Genomic DNA, 17,375 nt, shown 5'->3' on the forward strand with positions numbered 1-17,375 from the left:
AACACCACTGGCAATAATATGTGTGAACGCACAACTATTACCGGAACCATTCGTGAGGGTAAGGCTACCCTAAGGCTTACCTACAACGGTACACCGTTAGAGGGCTGGGTTACGGAAAGCGGCGACTTACGTTTATATGCTAAACATCGCCAATGGGATTATCGTTTTTCCGCACATGGCAGTGGCAATAGATTTGATGGCCGATGGCACTTAACCAATGGACCGTGCCAAGGAAGTTGGTTTATAGAAAAGGTCGATGGCAAGTAGGGTTGTTACTACAAGACGCCGTTTAAAATTAACCAGCACAAGGTTCTTTTAGGAGAGATAAGTGATCAGATTAATCGCCGTGTTCATTGTGGCTTTCGGGCTAGGTGCATATGCGAGCTTACATGTTTTGACAGACTATGTTGTGAGCATTGAAGACAGTCATAAAGCTGCGGTGCGGCAAGGTTTTGAAACCTATAAATATGCAAATACAAAAGACCTTGCCCCATTAATTAAAACATCGAACTTGTTAGCTCGTTATAGTGCTTGTGAATTAGAGGGAGATGAAGGCGATGCGATTGCATTAGCCCTGTCTATTAACGCTATTTCTTTTGGGATGTTATCGAAGCAAGCGTCTGACCTCGATCAAGACACCTTTAGGACTGGTTTGATGATGTACGGAAAACTCAAAGACAACGAAAAAGCGTCTGGTCAGTTAACTGAAATACTTACTGCGTACTGTAAAGATAGTCTTCGCTATCTATACGACTGTGAAAAACTTTCTAATTTGTTAGGCGAAGAATGGGATACACAATGGAAGGAAGTGAAACCAGTATGTACCTAAAAATGATTCAACATATACGGCATTTTGCTATGCCGTATTCAGATGTGATTTGAAAACAAAGGACACAATATGGAAGTAAGGTTGGTCAAAGGTTCAGAGCCTAAGTTCGCTGAATCGATCACCAAAACGAATATGGCGAGTTACTATCAAGCTCGTGGAATCGCTTGGGGTCATAGCCAGTTTTTACGCAGCTGGGATGAGCTGGATAACTATGAAATTTATGTGGGGGATCGCCGTATTGGTGTTGTTCGCTTCAGTTACGCTAGTGGTACAACGTTTCTTAGGGACTTGCAGATATTAGCTGACTGTCAAGGTCAAGGTTTTGGCTCTAAGTGTCTCGATTTGGCTATTGAACATGCGAACAATCAAGCATCGGCTCAGTTAGTGTTGCGCGTGTTCAGTGAGAACCCCGCCATTAAGCTTTATCAATCAAAAGGTTTTACTCAGTTGTCTGAAGTGAAAGGGCTCGTTGAAATGGAGCTGCCTTTAGGGTCATCATTGAGAGGGTGTCATGGATAACCGTATCCAACTAAATTTTGTTAAATACTTATTTTCAGAGTTGCTGTTTATTGTTATTGCACTAGGTCTTGTCTATTGGATATCAGACGGTGATCGTTCATCGCTGCTAACCATAGGGCTGATAATTTGTGTTCCTCCATTAATAAAAATTCTAATGTTGTGGTGGAAGCTTCGCGATAGCTCGTTTGAAATCACGAACGGTCATGTACGTTTAAATGGCGTTGCTTGTGATGTGACTTTACAGCGTAGCTTTCTTCCGTTTGAAATTGGCTCATTCATCAAGCTTTCATACACGAAAGGTGCAATGCAGAAACACAATATTTACCTTTCTAAAGGCGCTATGAGCCAAGAAGAATGGCAGCGTGTGTTAGCGTGTCGAACATAGTTCCACGGCTTTAGTTTGTGTTGTGCGTCAGTTTGTATTTCGGATTTGGTTCGTGTGCTAGTATCGCCTTTTTTGCACTGAGCTATCTTATGACTAACGACCATTTCAAAGGCAAATATGAGGTTGAGCTGAAGTATCGACTTAGCTCTAAGTCTGAGTTCTTGAAAACTTTGAACCTAATTCCTCATGAAGTAATGCTGCAAGACAATCAGGAATGTGATTGGTATTTCGATAGCCCCGATAGAAGCTTACAGGCTCGGAACAAAAGCTTGTGTATTCGTACTATGGAGCCGTCGGGCATCAAATTATGGATCGTAAAAGGCCCTGAGCCTGATCGATGTGAAGCGACAAACATCACCGATGCGTCGAATGCTAAGAGCATGCTAGAGAACCTGGGATACGAAGTGATTCTTAAAGCGCAGAAAACTCGCAGTATTTACTTTGTTGGAGAGTTCCATATCACCGTCGATTCTCTTGCGGGTATAGGTGATTTTGCTGAGTTTGCTATCATGACGGACGATGAATCTAAGTTGTCTGTGTATAAAAGTGAGCTTGAGTTGTTAGCCAATAAATTCGGGCTGACTCAATCGGCACTGCAAACTCAGTCTTACAAACAGATGTTCGAAGAAATGAACGCATAGCACAGCGCTCAAGCGTCAGGGAAAGACTATGGACACCATTATCAAACAAGCCATCGAGTTGCGAAAAGAAGAAAAGTATCAAGAGTCGCGTGACTTGTTGGCAACGCTACTCACTGATGAAAACTATGCAGCGAAAGCTCATTTACAGATAGCGTGGTCTTATGACAACCAGGGCAAAGAGCAACAAGCGATTGAGCACTATGTGTTGTCTCTGTCTGGCGTGCTTTCTTCAGTAGAGCGCTTTGATGCGTTGTTCGGTTTGGCGAGTACTTATCGAAGCATTGGCCTTTATGCAGAGGCTTTAGGCTATTTCGAACAGACTATGGCTGAGTATCCTAACTCGATAGAAGTGAAGCCTTTCTACGCGATGTGTTTGTACAATTTAGGTCGCCATAAAGAAGCGACGTCGCTGTTACTTGATCTTTTAGTTTCCACGACGAATAGCGAAGCGATCAAAGAGTACCAACGAGCGATCTCTTTATATGCTCAAGACCTAGATAAAACCTGGTAAGCAGCGCGTAAAGCTCCTTAACTCACATAACAAAAAGCCTAAGCATCGATGTGATACTTAGGCTTCAGGGGATAGCTTTTGTTCTTAAGGAAAGCGTTACGCTGAAAGTTCTTTCCGAACGATCTCTGCGCCAGCACTTAGCGCATTAAGCTTCGCTGAAGCAATGTCGCGAGGCAGGGGAGCCATGCCACAGTTGGTGCAAGGGTAGAGCTTATCGGCATCAACGTACTTAAGTGTTTCTCTAAGAGTGCTAGCCACTTCTTCCGGTGTTTCAATCGAATCGGTAGCTACATCAATCGCACCAACCATCACTTTCTTGCCTCGCACCAGTTCAAGTAGCTCAAGGGGTACATGAGAGTTGTGACACTCTAAAGAGATAATATCGATATTCGATTGCTGCAGCTTAGGGAAGACTTCTTCGTATTGACGCCACTCGGTGCCTAGTGTCTTTTTCCAATCCGTATTCGCTTTGATGCCGTAGCCATAACAAATATGCACTGCTGTTTCGCATTTAAGCCCTTCAATGGCTCTTTCCAAACAAGCAATGCCCCAATCGTTCACTTCATCAAAAAACACGTTAAACGCAGGTTCATCGAACTGAATAATATCAACGCCTGCAGCTTCTAACTCTTTCGCTTCTTCGTTGAGGATCTTCGCAAATTCCCACGCCAGTTTTTCACGGCTTTGGTAATGTGCATCGTAAAGCGTATCTATCATCGTCATAGGCCCCGGCAGAGCCCATTTGATCGGTTGGTCGGTTTGCTGACGTAAGAACTTCGCATCTTCAACAAACACGGATTTCTGGCGAGAAACAGGGCCAACCACTGTAGGCACACTGGCATCGTAACGGTCGCGAATTTTAACGGTTTCACGCTTTTCAAAATCAACACCATTCAAGTGTTCAATGAAGGTCGTTACAAAGTGCTGACGTGTTTGTTCGCCGTCACTTACAATATCAATGCCTGCTTGCTGTTGCTCGTGCAGAGAGACACGCAGCGCATCTTGTTTGCCGTCTGTGAGTTCGTCACCTTGAAGTTTCCATGGCGACCAAAGCGTCTCTGGTTGTGCAAGCCAAGACGGTTTCGGCAAGCTGCCCGCTGTTGAAGTCGGTAATAGTGTTTTCATAATAATATTGCCTATCCTTGGGTGGTTTGAGAGCGCAATAGACGATTAAAGTGCGTAATTTGCCGACCAGTTCTCTAGAACTGATTGGTATGGCTTAATGAACTTCTCTTCTGCGAATTTACCTTGTTCAACAGCTAGCTGGCTTCGTTCTTCACGGTCGTACACGATTTGAGTCAGCGAGTGATCCAAGTTTTTCAAGTTTGGTTGGTAACAGTTACCCGCAACCGCGTTCGCGTTGTAAATCTCAGGTCGGTAGATTTTCTGGAACGTACCCATGGTACTGATGGTGCTGATAAGCTCTAGGTTAGAGTAATCGTTCAGCAGATCACCAAAGAAATAGAAGGCCAAAGGTGCAACACTGTTAGGCGGCATGAAATAACGAACCTGTAAGCCCATCTTTTTGAAATATTGTTCAGTTAAAGAAGACTCATTTGGTTGGTATTCAAAACCTAATACTGGGTGTTGGTTTTCAGTGCGGTAATAGGTTTTATTATCTGACACGCTTAAGCAAATAACAGGTCGTTTATTAAAGTTCTTTTTGTAAGCGTCAGAGTTAACGAAATATTTAAAAAGCTTACCGTGTAAGTCACCAAAATCTTCTGGAATGCTGAATTTATCTTGGCCTTTATTATGATCCAATAGACGTACGCTAAAGTCATAATCTCGAACATAAGAAGAGAAGTTATTTCCGATAATGCCTTCAATACGCTCGTTAGTTTTACGGTCTACAATATTGGTTTTCAGCACTTCAATTGAAGGGAATGCTTCGCCGTTGCTTTCAATATCCATATCAACAGAAATGATTTCAAGCTCAACAGAGTAGCGGTCGCCCTTAGGGTTATCCCAGTGCGCTAACGCGTTGAAACTGTTATCGATCATTTGTAGTGCATTGCGTAAGTTCGCTTGACGGCTGTCACCGCGAGCCAGGTTAGCAAAGTTGGTAGTGATACGCGTGCTGTCTGCAGGCTGGTAGTTTTCGTCGAGGCTAATGCTCTTAATCGTAAAATTAAATTCTTTATTCATGCTGATTTGGTATCCCAATTTTTTTTCTGATTCTCTCGGTCTTTAGTATTAAAACGGCTTTTATTTTTTGCTTGTGACCGGATTAAGAATCGAAGGCTATGCTGTCTGAAATTAATGCTTAGTAGAATTAATGTCGTATAAAGTTAATCGCTTAAGGTTTTTATACGTTGATAGGTTGACCATTAACAATGGTATTACTTCACATTCAACATGAGGAATATTCATGATCTATTCTGTTTGAATATTTTAGTCGGTGTCAGTTATATTAATTAGCTTGATGGAAATATAGCCACATTAATAGTGTGTTATTTAAGATAATTAATTTAATTAAGAGATGGATGAAATGAGTGAATTGCTGTTGTTGATTTTCTACTGTGCGTTACTAGGCAGTGGTGTTGGTTTTCTTGCCGGGCTTTTGGGCATTGGTGGAGGGCTGATCATTGTTCCTGTGTTAAGCAGCATTTTACTGTATTTAGAAGTTCTACCGTCTGACCAAGTTGTTGTCGCTGCGATTGCGACCTCACTGGCCTCGATTCTATTTACTTCAACGTCTTCTGCGCTCGCTCACCACAAGAACGGCAACGTGCCTTGGGACTTGGCACCTTGGATCATGTTGGGTGTTGCTCTAGGTGCTTTGGTTAGTGGTTTTATGGCGGCGTTATTACCTGAAAAGGTTGTTCGTATCGTGTTTGCTGTGAGCGTGGTTCTTATCGCAATTAAGATGTTCTTAAGCAGTAAAAGTGACGCGCCTAAAGAGCGAAAGCTACCGAATAAAGGTGTATTAACGGTTCTGACAACCATTACTGGCGGTTTGTCGGCAATGATCGGGATTGGTGGCGGTGCGTTACTCGTTCCTTTGCTCACGTTCTTTTCGGTCGATATGAAAAAGGCGATTGGCTGTGCGTCTGCGTGTGGCATTGTTATCGCGCTATTCGGCTCTATCGGTTACATAACCTCGGGCAGTAGCCACTTTGCTCTAACTGATGGCTTTGCAGGCTTTGTTTATCTGCCTGCGCTGTTGGGTATTGTGTGCACGTCTTGGTTTACGGCTCCGTTAGGCGCAAAAGCCACCAACCATTTACCGGTTCCAACGATTAAGAAAATCTTCTCAGTACTGCTGGTGGTTATCGCAGCAAGCATGGTTGCTCGTTAATAAAAGATCGTTCAAGTGTGAATATACAGAACAAAAACGAATAAATTGATCAACCACCAATAATTAGAAAAGGGCAGTTTCATAACTGCTCTTTTTTTGTTTATCGGTCTATGCTTATACAGCTATGTACATGAGTATATTGATAAAACCGTTTAGTTATGAACAGTTCACCGCTATAGCTAAATGTATTTTGTTTGATTCAACGGAATGCTATCAATGAGTGATTTATGGATCCTTTAACGCAGGGCGTGTTAGGCGCTTCTTTGTCACAATCGGCCAGCAAAAAACAACATTTGGTTGTTGCTGGGGTATTAGGGCTGCTCTCCGGGTTAGCACCAGATTTGGATGCACTGATTAAGTCTCAAAGTGACCCTTTGTTGGCTTTGGAATTTCATCGACAATTTACCCATTCACTCTTCTTTATTCCCATTGGCAGTTTGATCTGCGCTTTGGTTCTGCATCACCTGATTGCAAAAAAACGTGGGCTTTCTTTCAAACAAAGTTGGCTGTTTTGTGCTCTGGGCTATGGTACTCATGCACTGTTAGACGCTTGTACCACCTATGGCACGCAGTTACTTTGGCCTTTCACCAACGCGCGTTTTTCTTGGAATACCATATCAATCATCGATCCTGTTTATACGCTTCCCATTCTAGTGTTGCTTATGTTTGCGACGTTAAAACGAGCGCCTTGGCTAGCGCGTGTTGCGTTTACTTGGGCGCTAATTTATCCAACATTAGGGATGATTCAGCGAGACAGGGCAGAGGCGATTGGGTGGCAATTAGCGCAAGAAAGGCAACACACACCGATTCGATTAGAGGCAAAACCAAGCTTTGCGAATATCTTGGTTTGGAAAGTGGTGTACGAAACAGAGGCTCATTACCATGTAGACGCAGTGCGGGTTGGCACATCGGTAAGCACGTATCCCGGAGAGTCGATTGCGAAGCTGAATGTTAGCAGGGATTTACCTTGGCTTGACACGGACTCTCAACAAGCCAAAGACATAGAACGTTTCCGCTGGTTTTCAAATGGTTATATCGCTCAGGACCCAACAGACGAGCTGCGTATTATCGATGTCCGATATTCAATTGTACCAAATCAAATGAAAGCACTATGGAGCATCAAGCTATCAAAAGCAGTTGATGCAAACGCGCATGTAAAATACGAAACTCATAGAGACAACACGCCAGAATCGAGACAGACCTTTTTCGATATGCTCACTGGTGATAAATGACCGAGTTCTGAAAAGTAAAAAGGCTGAGTCAGATAATCTGCTCAGCCTTTTCTATTCCTTTATTTAACAGGTCGATGTCACATTGATTTACATCACACATATCAATAAAACCCATAATGCTTACATTTATAAATGTAATGTATACCTCCATTCATTTTTTGATTACTTTCTAAGTTTAGTTGGTTTTTATCCAATTAAACAGAGTGTTATATGATAAATAGAATAATAACACTAAGTGGCGTTGCATTACTTTGTTCAGCGAGTGCGCATGCGCAAATGCAAAATGGAAGTTTTGAAAACTGGGAAGGAAACGTACCATCTGGTTGGAGTGTGATTGACTCCGGCATTGCACTTTCGCTCTCTACCGATCCTGTAAATAATGGCAGTTTCTCAGCACAAGTAACAGTGAATACAAGTACTCAAAGTAATACCGACTTTCTTCAAACGATACGTGTTGAACAAGGGAAAACTTATGATTTCTCTGTCGATGTTTACCACACGGAAGGCAACGTGAAAGCTCGCCTTTTTGTTGATGGCTATTTAGGTTACTCGAATAATGGTTTAACGAATCAGTGGCAAGCATTGACTCACTCGTACAGCGCTACGAGCACTAAAGATATCGTTGTGGGCGTACGATTTTATGATGATGCAGGTTTTGATAGTTCGGAAGTGGTGTATTTAGATAACTTTCAGCCTACGGAGACTCCACCAACACAAAGCTGCAATGACACAAGTGCCGCACTCACGCTAGTTACGGATAACTATGGTTCTGAAACTAGTTGGTCTCTCAAAAACTCAGTTTCTCAAAATCTTTATTCTGGTTCAGATTATAAAAATAACACCATCAATGAAGTGGAAATGTGTTTAGCGGATGGTAACTACACCCTAGAAGTCTCAGATTCTTATGGAGATGGAATGTGCTGCAGTGTGGGGAATGGTTCATACAGTTTGTCGGTAAATGGAACCGTTGTGGCATCTGGTGGTGATTTCCAAGCAAGTCAGAGTACAGAATTTTCGATTGGTGGTTCAACTGCACCACCAACTGAACCTCCAGTGTTAGGTGAGTATTACAAAGACGCTGAAGGAAAAGTGGGCTTTGCGTTAAAAACGGCCTTATATCAAATTATTGATAATCATAGCAGTCAGGGTTACGCCGCTATTTGGAGGTTGGTGTCTGAGGCTGACCTAGACGCATACTATGACACTGATGAGTCGATTCCCGATATGTATTCGGAGAAACCTTCAAGCTCAGATTCAATCCAATTTACTAAGGTTGCGGATCAATGTGGTCAATACAGCAAAGAAGGTGATTGCTACAACCGTGAGCACTCATTCCCGAAAAGCTGGTTTGGTGGGAAAGTCGAGCCAATGAACTCTGACGGTCACCATTTAATTGCCACTGATGGCTAAGTTAACTCGAAACGTAGTAATTGGCCATTTGGTGAGGTGAGTAGCGCGACATACACATCAAGCAATGGTTCTAAGTTAGGCAGTGCAGCGAACTCTCTTGGTTATGTGGGTATACGGTGTTTGAGCCAATTGATGAGTTTAAAGGTGATTTTGCAAGAGCATATTTCTACATGGCAACACGCTATGAAAATGAAATCGCTAATTGGGAAGGGAACTCTACAAGCTCTGATGCCGTTCTGGATGGAACCAATACAACTGTTTTTGAACCTTGGCTACTTACTATGCTAAAGCGTTGGCATTCTGAAGATCCAGTATGCCAAAAAGAAATCGACCGAAATAAGGCGGTACATGATTTTCAAGGGAATCGTAATCCGTTTATTGACCATCCAGAGTTTGTCAGCCAAATCTGGGGAAATTAATCGGAATATAACCACCATGACAATGGCTTGATGATTATTGAGTTGAGCCCAACCCTTTGTTTGGGTTCTTTTATTGAGAGGCATTATAGAGCATGCTTTTAAATATTTGAAAAAGCATATTGTCATGAAGGTCACGTATACTTTTCAGTGGTCTGCACCATCAATACAGGGCGCTACGTTAAGCGACTTTCCATACCTTTAGTTATCTCTGAATTGTTAATTTAGGGGAAACTGTAGCTCATTTTGCCCCTTTTCAATTCAGGACATTTTTCTATCAAATTATGTGGAAAGTCGTTTGACCTACATTTTCTAATCAGTGTGGTGTCTACTGTTCTGGGTTTCTGCCGACATCCTTTCTGAATAAGTTTTTGCTTTAGCTCGCGATAAATTTTGACGTAATTTGTTACATATAGCTGTCTGAGCACGTTGATCTGTAAACTCACTCATTGCTATTTTACATGTAACTAACTGATTGCGATTGCGTATTGATATTGATAACTAATGGTTACAAATTTGTTATAGCAAAGCCGTGTTGATATTGGCTACTATTTGAACAACCAAGGAGGTGTGTATGAGACGATTCGAGAACATACTTTTTGCAACACAAGGTCTGCCTGGCCACAGTGACGCTCTGGGTCAAGCGATTAGAATAGCGGCTAACAATCACGTTCCAGTTTCGGGCCTGATTGCCTGTCCTGACTTTCCTACCGATCTCGTTCAATATCAACAAAGCTATGAACAGTCTTTACATGATTCGCTTCAGCAGAGCGTAAAAAATTTGCTTGAAGACCTGGCTATTTCTGAAGAGCAGGTGCCGTTTCCCCTGAGAGTTAAAAGCAGTGAAAATCCGGCGGTTTGTATCATCCAAGAAGCGATGCTGAATCATAATGACCTGATCATTAAAGAGGCTGAACCACTCAGTGAAGGGGCGGAAGGCTTTAAAGCGATAGACATGACTTTATTGCGTAAATGTCCTTGTCCAGTATGGCTGCATCGACCAATATTTAAACCACGAGACAAACGACGTATTGCGGTTGCGGTCGATCCCTTGGCTATCAACGATGAGCAGCAGGCACTATCGTGTCGATTGTTAGAGCTCTCTCGTTCGATTGCGGATACCTGTGATAGCCGATTACACATTATCTCTTGTTGGGAACATTATTTAGAGAACTACCTCGACAATCACGTTTGGATTCAAGTTGATGAGGCTCAGCTGTCTGTCGAGGTTTCTAAAGAGAAAGCGCGTCACGAACAAGCCTTGCAGCAATTAATTGATGACTCAGGTATTGCTGGTGAGGTGGTTGTTCATCACCTGCATGGTAAACCGGACGATAAAATTCCGGAGTGTGTTGATGAGGCAGAGATTGACGTGTTGGTCATGGGAACCTTAGCCCGAACCGGTATTTCTGGTTATGTGATTGGCAATACTGCCGAGAATATTCTTCAATCAATTAATTGCTCCTTAGTGGCAATGAAACCAGAGGGATTTATATCTCCAATCAAGTAACAAATTGATCTCGAAAAGCGGAAATAGCAATACTGAAGTAAGCGTGCACACGACAGACTAATAACTTCTTAGTGGAGGGTAGTATGAAGAAACTATGTCCTATTTGCCAAACTGAAATGCTTGAGCGCTCTCACATTTATGCATGCCCGAGAAACGATATCGGAGACTGCTCCTACGACGCACTGAGTGCAGTGAATGAAGAGTCGAGTTTTTTATTTGACCAGAGCAATTCCCATAGTGACATGCATTCTTATGTCGTTCTCGACAGCAAATAATTTGAACCAGTGGGATCTATCTATATTGGAATGGATGATCGTGACTTAATTTTAGCGGTCTTATTCAAAGCCTTCGTAAACTAGATAATCCGTTCACATGCCTTGCTCGGATTATCTTCCTGATGCCCAAATCAACAATGTGGTTGAAGCATGAAGTATCAGGAGAAGGCTTTTTTCCTTCGATTCTATGAGTCCCCATACACGCGTGAACGTAACGAAATGGATGGCGATATTGAATAGTGTAATAGGAAAAAAACACACAACAGGTTCAAAAGATCATTCTTTGATTCTCATGATTTTTCCTGTTCTACCCATGGTCATTTTCTTCTTGCTCATCAGTTGGTATGAGCCGGGAGGCGTGAGTTGGCAAACGAATTGGGTTCCTAGTTTAGATGTAAACCTGAGCTTCAAGTTGGATGGGTTATCTTTCCTGTTCGCGTGTTTGATCAGTGGTATCGGTGCATTGATCCAGATTTATGCACTGGCATATCTCAAGGGGGATTCGTCTCGATTCTCTTTTCACCTCTATCTGACGCTGTTTATGTTAGCGATGTTAGGTGTTGTCACGAGCGACAATATTCTACTCCTTTTTGTTTTTTGGGAACTTACCACCATAACGTCGTATCTTTTGATTGGCTTTAATCACGAGAAAGATAAATCCCGCAAGAACGCATTTCAATCTCTCATTGTCACTGGCGCTGGTGGCTTAGCGTTATTAGCAGGTTTGATACTGTTGGGTGAAATGGCTGGCAGCTATGAGATAAGTACCATCGTCGCGCAAAGTACGCTGATTGCACAACATGAATGGTTCCTGCCTTCGCTGGTTCTGGTTTTGCTCGGTGCGTTCACCAAATCGGCGCAGTTTCCATTCCACTTTTGGTTACCTAATGCAATGGCAGCGCCAACGCCAGTGAGCGCTTATCTTCACTCGGCCACTATGGTGAAGGCTGGGGTGTATTTGCTTGCCCGTGTTTCACCTATCTATTCACACAACGATATTTGGTTTTACACGCTCGGCATTTTTGGTGGCTTTACCGCTATATGGTGTGCGTTATTAGCGCTCAAGCAAACTGATTTGAAGTTGATGCTGGCATACAGCACGAATGTTGCCTTAGGTAAATTGGTATTGTTGATTGGTATGGGTACTGAGCTTGCGATGATGGCCGCGCTGCTGTTTGTCTTGGCTCACTCGTTCTACAAAGCCGCGCTGTTCATGGTGGTGGGTAATATCGATAAGGCAACGGGAACGCGTGACATTCGAATGTTGTATGGTTTGAAAACAGCGTTAACACTCAGCCTCGTAGCCGCAATCATCGCTGCTCTGTCGAAATCGGGCGTGCCACCATTACTCGGGTTCTTGAGCAAAGAGTACATGTACAAATCCGGTCTGGAGGTGAGCGTCATCCTTACCGTTATCTTCCTTGTGGTTAACGTCATTATGGTGGCGTTGGCGTTGGCGCTGATCGTGAAACCTTTCTTCGCGACTTATGAAGGTAATCCAACGCCAGCCAAGAAAGTGGAATCCAGTAAAGGGCTTTGGCTGCCAGCAATGTTGCTTGCCATTGCCAGTGTGCTTGCGCCGGTGCTTGGTTTAGATTGGATCAACAACAATGTGGTTATTCCGGGGGTTTCGTCGAGCTTGCCTGACTCAGCACCACAAGCAGCCAAGCTTTGGCAAGGCGTGAATTTGCCGTTGGTGCTGAGTGTATTAACTTTGTTACTCGGCTTTGTTTTATATCGAGTCTACCCAAGGCTGTTGGTGGGCGGACAACGTGAAGGGGCCGTGGTGCCAACAGCCGAATCCGTTTTCGACAAAATTATGGCAGGCATGATGCGGTTAGCTAAATGGCAAACGCAGTTATTACAGCAAAAGCGCTTAAGTTATTACGTGTTGCTGTTCTATATTGTGCTCGCTGGATTACTGTTAAGCAGTCCGTTAGTGATCCCACGAGCTCGATTTGCTGCATTAACGGACATTAATTTCTACGAGGTAAGCATTGCACTGCTACTTATCGCTGCTGCCTTAGTCTGTACCTTTACCAAGTCTCGTTTGTTGGCGGTATCTGCGCTTGGTGTTGTGGGCTTTATGACCACTTTAGTCTTTATGATTTACAGCGCGCCAGATGTCGCGAAAACCTTATTGCTGGTTGAAACCTTGATGGTTGTATTTGTGGTGCTGTTGATACGTCACATTCCGGGCTTAATGACGGTGCCGCAACATCCTATTCGCCGAAAGTTGCTGCACGCGGCGATAGCTGGTGTGATTGGTATCTCGGTAACGGCGTTGTTGATCAATATCACCGCCCAACCTTTAGATGCCACTCTGGCTGATTTCTTCGCAGAAAACAGTGTTCCCGGCGGACATGGACGCAACATCGTCAACGTGATTTTGGTTGATTTTCGAGCCTTCGATACGTTGGGTGAGGTAATCGTGGTCGTGATGGCTGGTATCGCTGCGGTGAGTTTGTTGAAAACGCACTATCACAAACGTAATCGTATCCATTCCCTTATTTTTGCCACTACTGCACACATCGTTGCAGCGCTGATGTTGGTGTTTTCACTTTACTTATTGTTGCGTGGACATAACGAGCCGGGTGGTGGTTTCATCGGTGCGCTGATTGCTGTAATTGGTTTTGCGTTACTGATGTTTGCAGAGTCGCCAAAGTACGTTCGGGATCGTTTGTATTTCGCGCCATTTAGCATTGCTCTATTTGGTATTTTCTTAAGCTTCGTGGCTGGCCTGATGAGCTTTGCTTTCAATTTGCCGTTCTTAACCGGTTTGTGGTGGAAAGATATTCTACCGCTCGGCACACCGCTGATATTCGACGTCGGTATTTACCTCGCCATCATTGGTGGCGTGATGGGGATGTTGTTACGTGTGAATGAGGAGTTGGATTGATGGAAATACTATGGAGTCTCGTGGTCGGTGTGTTTGTCGCGGCTGGTGTCTATCTTATGCTTGAGCGACACATCTTGCGTCTATTATTCGGTTTGATCTTATTGAGTAGTGCCGTGAACATCGCGATTTTCACTGCCGGACGTTTAACGCCCGGACTACCGCCTTTGATTGATGCGAATTCACAATTACCACCGGAAGGTGCGGCAAACCCGCTTCCTCAAGCTTTAATTCTGACTGCCATTGTGATTGGTTTTGGCTTGTTGGTGTTCGCGTTGATGCTGTTTTACCGTGCATATTCAGAAGCGGGCTCGGCCGATGTTGATGCGATGCGACGTTCTGAGGAGGATGAATGACGACGATTTGGTTGACGTTACCCGCAGTGATTTCGCTTCTTACCGCTGTCGCCATCTTCTGCGCGAAGCGTAACAACGCGCTGGCGGATGCGATAAGTGGCACAAGCGCATTGGCGACTTTGGTGATTGCAGCATTGTTGACGCACGATGTCATCAACGGCGGTCCGCAAGCAGTGGCGTTTGGTCAGTGGGCGGCACCATTTGGCATTGTTTTTGTGGCGGATTATCTTGCCGTCGCCATGGTGATGGTGACGGCCATTATTGGTGTAGTGAGCGTGTTCTACGCCATGGGCGATCTGCAAGAAAAGGCATCTTACGGCACATTTCATGCGCTGATGCATATCTTGTTGGCCGGCGTGTATGGTGCGTTTCTTACCGGAGATATTTTCAACCTCTATGTGTGGTTCGAGGTGATGTTGATAGCATCGTTTGGTTTGATGATCTTAGATGGATCAAAGCAACAAGTGGATGGAGCAGTGAAGTACGTGATGCTCAATCTAATATCGACCTTGGTCTTCTTGCTCGCGATTGGCTTACTCTACGGTGCAACAGGGACTTTGAACCTCGCGGATTTACACGCCAAAGCCGCACTGATTCCGTCTGACACCAAAACTTTGCTCGCGGCACTGTTCCTATTCGCGTTTGCGATAAAAGCGGCGTTGTTTCCCGTTTTTGCTTGGCTACCTGCTTCTTACCATACATTGCCAAGCGCCGTTGTCGCACTGTTTGCTGCGTTGCTGACCAAGGTTGGAGTGTATGCGCTGATTCGTGTGTTCACTTTGATTTTTCCGCTATCAGAAAGTGGTTGGCAGCCAACTCTGATGTGGGTGGCGGGGCTTACGATGTTAACTGGTGTATTGGGGGCCGCGAGCCAATACGACATTAAAAAAATTCTCTCTTTCCATATCATCAGCCAGATCGGTTATATGATCATGGGATTGGCGATCTACACGCCGCTCGCCATTGCGGGTGCGATTTTCTACATCGTGCACCACATCATTGTGAAAGCAAATTTGTTCCTGATTGGCGGCTTTATCGAGCGTAACTATGGCTCGGGCAAACTTGGGCAATTAGGCGGAGTCTACAAAGCCATGCCTTGGCTAGCTTTCTTGTTTCTCATTCCTGCATTCTCTTTAGCGGGGTTTCCACCTCTGTCGGGTTTCTGGGGCAAGTTCCTTGTCATCAAATCTAGTTTGCAAACCGAGTTGTATTGGCTTGCAGGGGCCGCGCTCTTAGTGGGTCTGTTAACGGTGTTCTCGATGACCAAGATCTGGAACGAGGTGTTTTGGAAAAAGCCTCAGCAAACACTCAAAACTCAGCCAATGAACAAGTACACAAAAGGATTGTATTGTGTGCCAATAGCCACATTGACCACGTTAAGTCTGATTATCGGTTTGGCAGCCGAGCCGTTTTACCAATTTTCAGTGCAGGCAGCAGAACAGTTGATTGAGCCCCAAGCCTACGTAAAAGCGGCTCTTGGAGAGAGTGCATTGGCTGACAGTGCAATAGGTGACAGCGAAATAGCTGAACACGTGGCATTGAATTCATCGGGAGGGAGCCAATGATTTATCTATTTTTGAACTTGTTTCTTGCCTTAGCGTGGATGCTGCTAAACGGCAACTATACAGGCACGAACTTCATTCTTGGTTTTGTGGTTGGCTTTTTGGCGTTGCGACTCAGTCAACCGTTTGGTTTGAAAAACAGTTACTTCCGACGCTTCCGTGCTTTTGTTGGCCTGTTTCTTTTCTTCTGTTACGAGATGGTGATCTCGGTAGCCAGAGTCGTCTGGGATGTGGTCACGCCAACCCATTTGAGTGATCCAGATATCGTGTATGTCCCGTTAGATGTTGAGTCAGATTTAGAGATCTCTTTACTCGCAAACATGGTTTCTCTTACTCCGGGAAGCTTGAGTTTAGATGTTACACCAGATAAGAAGCACATGGTTGTGCACGCGATGTTTGCACCCGATCACGAAAAGGTTATTCGAGAAATCAAAGACGGTTTAGAAAAACGGATTTTGGAGGTGACGCGTGACTGATGGATTAGAAATCGGTATCTGGTTACAGATGAGCATCACGTTCGCTTATATCGGACTACTGCTCAGTATCTTGATGGCATTCATTCGCTTGGTGCTCGGTCCAACCTTTGCCGATAGAGTGGTCGCGCTTGATCTGATTTCATTCGTGACGGTGGGCTTTATTGCTGTTTATACCCTAGATAGCGGGCAGCAACCCTTGTTGGATATTGCTATTACACTCGGTCTAGTGGCCTTCCTAGGAACCATCGCGTTTGCCAGGCTTATCTTTAAAAGAAAAGGAGAGGTGTAATGGACACTATCGTTGGGATTTTACTTTGTCTTGGAACCTTATTTACGCTCATCGCAAGTCTTGGGATCTTACGAATGCCCGATCTCTACACACGAATGCACGCCGCGACTAAAGCGGGTACGGTGGGCTTAGCATCATTGTTATTAGCGGTGGCGGTGGCCATGCCAGAAATCACGGTGATTTCACGAGTGATTGGCACAATGTTGTTTATCTTCATTACCGCTCCGGTAGCAGCACACTTGCTGGGGAAAGCGACCCGAGAAAGTGGTTATCAAATCTGGAGAAACGACAAATAGCGTGGTCTTTCACTTTATGTAAATGTTGTTTCATTTGGTAACCATGAAACTACGCAATCATAACGTGAGCAGATCAGGATGTTATTTTTGCTTTTCGGTGGATAAACCTAATTTCGACCGCCCCTGCAAGAGCATTTAAGATTCTCCACTCCTTTCTCAGCTGAGTTGTCGCTCCGCCACTGCAGTGGAGGCTCGCAATATCTAGGGTAATTCTTGAATGCTAATTTAGCAAAGTCACTGACACAGAATTGTTCAGAAGTGCGCTGACGGGGCATGTAACACGAAAATGCCCCATTACCAGTCAGAGTTAACAATGTTAACATGTATTTGCCCTACTAAAAGTAATCCCTTGTCTGTTGGATATTTGCAAGGCAAACTGCTGGGCAAAAGTTCGAAAACACTCTGAATGTCTAAAAATCGCCATATTTTTCGAAACTAGGGATTTTATATCATTGGCTTTTCGGTTTCGGT

16 protein-coding genes and 2 pseudogenes are annotated in these 17,375 nt (G+C 44.2%); 16 read left to right on the forward strand and 2 right to left on the reverse strand.

The annotated features are described in order from the left end of the window. From A136_RS22930 to A136_RS21945, 6 genes and pseudogenes are all read left to right on the forward strand, one after another. Positions 1-267, forward strand: a pseudogene (locus A136_RS22930) (hypothetical protein); the annotation flags it as partial. A 61-nt stretch (positions 268-328) separates the two neighbouring features. Continuing rightward, the gene (locus tag A136_RS21925) at positions 329-829 is read left to right on the forward strand and encodes a hypothetical protein (protein ID WP_017064207.1); all 501 of its coding nucleotides are present in this window, start codon (positions 329-331) and stop codon (positions 827-829) included. Positions 830-898: 69 nt separating this feature from the next. Further along, on the forward strand, positions 899-1,348 hold the full coding sequence (locus A136_RS21930) for a GNAT family N-acetyltransferase (RefSeq protein ID WP_017064208.1): 450 nt from the start codon (positions 899-901) through the stop codon (positions 1,346-1,348). Further along, a complete protein-coding gene (locus tag A136_RS21935) occupies positions 1,341-1,733 on the forward strand; it encodes a hypothetical protein (RefSeq protein WP_017064209.1) in 393 nt (130 codons plus the stop codon). The genes A136_RS21930 and A136_RS21935 overlap by 8 nt, the downstream gene beginning before the upstream one ends. 89 nt (positions 1,734-1,822) lie before the next feature. Further along, positions 1,823-2,374, forward strand: a complete 552-nt coding sequence (gene cyaB, locus A136_RS21940) for a class IV adenylate cyclase (RefSeq protein ID WP_017064210.1) — start codon at positions 1,823-1,825, stop codon at positions 2,372-2,374. Positions 2,375-2,402: 28 nt separating this feature from the next. Then, positions 2,403-2,885 carry a tetratricopeptide repeat protein gene (locus A136_RS21945; RefSeq protein WP_017064211.1) on the forward strand — a complete coding sequence of 161 codons (483 nt, stop codon included), beginning with the start codon at positions 2,403-2,405 and terminating at the stop codon, positions 2,883-2,885. Between the two features lie 96 nt (positions 2,886-2,981). Here A136_RS21945 and A136_RS21950 read toward each other — a convergent pair whose 3' ends face one another. Together A136_RS21950 and A136_RS21955 are read right to left on the reverse strand one after the other, a co-directional pair. Continuing rightward, entirely contained in the window at positions 2,982-4,010 is a 1,029-nt protein-coding gene (locus A136_RS21950) for a methionine synthase (protein WP_017064212.1), read from the reverse strand. A 45-nt stretch (positions 4,011-4,055) separates the two neighbouring features. Continuing rightward, complete coding sequence (locus tag A136_RS21955; RefSeq protein WP_017064213.1) at positions 4,056-5,033, reverse strand: DUF1852 domain-containing protein; 978 nt, start codon at positions 5,031-5,033, stop codon at positions 4,056-4,058. Positions 5,034-5,376: 343 nt separating this feature from the next. Here A136_RS21955 and A136_RS21960 point away from each other — a divergent pair, with 343 nt between their 5' ends. The 10 genes and pseudogenes from A136_RS21960 (at position 5,377) to mnhG (ending at position 16,904) form a co-directional block, all read left to right on the forward strand. After that, positions 5,377-6,186 carry a sulfite exporter TauE/SafE family protein gene (locus A136_RS21960; protein ID WP_017064214.1) on the forward strand — a complete coding sequence of 270 codons (810 nt, stop codon included), beginning with the start codon at positions 5,377-5,379 and terminating at the stop codon, positions 6,184-6,186. Between the two features lie 227 nt (positions 6,187-6,413). After that, positions 6,414-7,418, forward strand: coding sequence for a metal-dependent hydrolase (locus A136_RS21965; protein WP_017064215.1), 1,005 nt, complete (start codon positions 6,414-6,416; stop codon positions 7,416-7,418). Between the two features lie 210 nt (positions 7,419-7,628). Beyond that, positions 7,629-9,247: pseudogene (locus tag A136_RS21970) on the forward strand (endonuclease). Between the two features lie 571 nt (positions 9,248-9,818). After that, positions 9,819-10,754, forward strand: a complete 936-nt coding sequence (locus tag A136_RS21975; protein ID WP_017064216.1) for a universal stress protein — start codon at positions 9,819-9,821, stop codon at positions 10,752-10,754. 567 nt (positions 10,755-11,321) lie between these two features. Continuing rightward, complete coding sequence (gene mbhE / locus A136_RS21980; protein ID WP_050547031.1) at positions 11,322-13,928, forward strand: hydrogen gas-evolving membrane-bound hydrogenase subunit E; 2,607 nt, start codon at positions 11,322-11,324, stop codon at positions 13,926-13,928. Beyond that, positions 13,928-14,281 carry a Na+/H+ antiporter subunit C gene (locus A136_RS21985; RefSeq protein ID WP_017062418.1) on the forward strand — a complete coding sequence of 118 codons (354 nt, stop codon included), beginning with the start codon at positions 13,928-13,930 and terminating at the stop codon, positions 14,279-14,281. The genes mbhE and A136_RS21985 overlap by 1 nt, the downstream gene beginning before the upstream one ends. Then, complete coding sequence (locus tag A136_RS21990; RefSeq protein ID WP_017062419.1) at positions 14,278-15,846, forward strand: proton-conducting transporter membrane subunit; 1,569 nt, start codon at positions 14,278-14,280, stop codon at positions 15,844-15,846. The genes A136_RS21985 and A136_RS21990 overlap by 4 nt, the downstream gene beginning before the upstream one ends. Beyond that, positions 15,843-16,319, forward strand: coding sequence for a Na+/H+ antiporter subunit E (locus tag A136_RS21995; RefSeq protein ID WP_017062420.1), 477 nt, complete (start codon positions 15,843-15,845; stop codon positions 16,317-16,319). Before A136_RS21990 ends, A136_RS21995 begins: the two co-directional genes overlap by 4 nt. A gap of 28 nt (positions 16,320-16,347) precedes the next feature. Beyond that, positions 16,348-16,608, forward strand: coding sequence for a cation:proton antiporter (locus A136_RS22000; protein WP_032545874.1), 261 nt, complete (start codon positions 16,348-16,350; stop codon positions 16,606-16,608). Next, on the forward strand, positions 16,608-16,904 hold the full coding sequence (gene mnhG, locus A136_RS22005; RefSeq protein ID WP_017062422.1) for a monovalent cation/H(+) antiporter subunit G: 297 nt from the start codon (positions 16,608-16,610) through the stop codon (positions 16,902-16,904). The genes A136_RS22000 and mnhG overlap by 1 nt, the downstream gene beginning before the upstream one ends. Positions 16,905-17,375: the final 471 nt, after the last annotated feature.

Source organism: Vibrio crassostreae 9ZC13, from assembly GCF_000272045.2.
Taxonomy (GTDB): Bacteria; Pseudomonadota; Gammaproteobacteria; order Enterobacterales; family Vibrionaceae; genus Vibrio; species Vibrio crassostreae_C.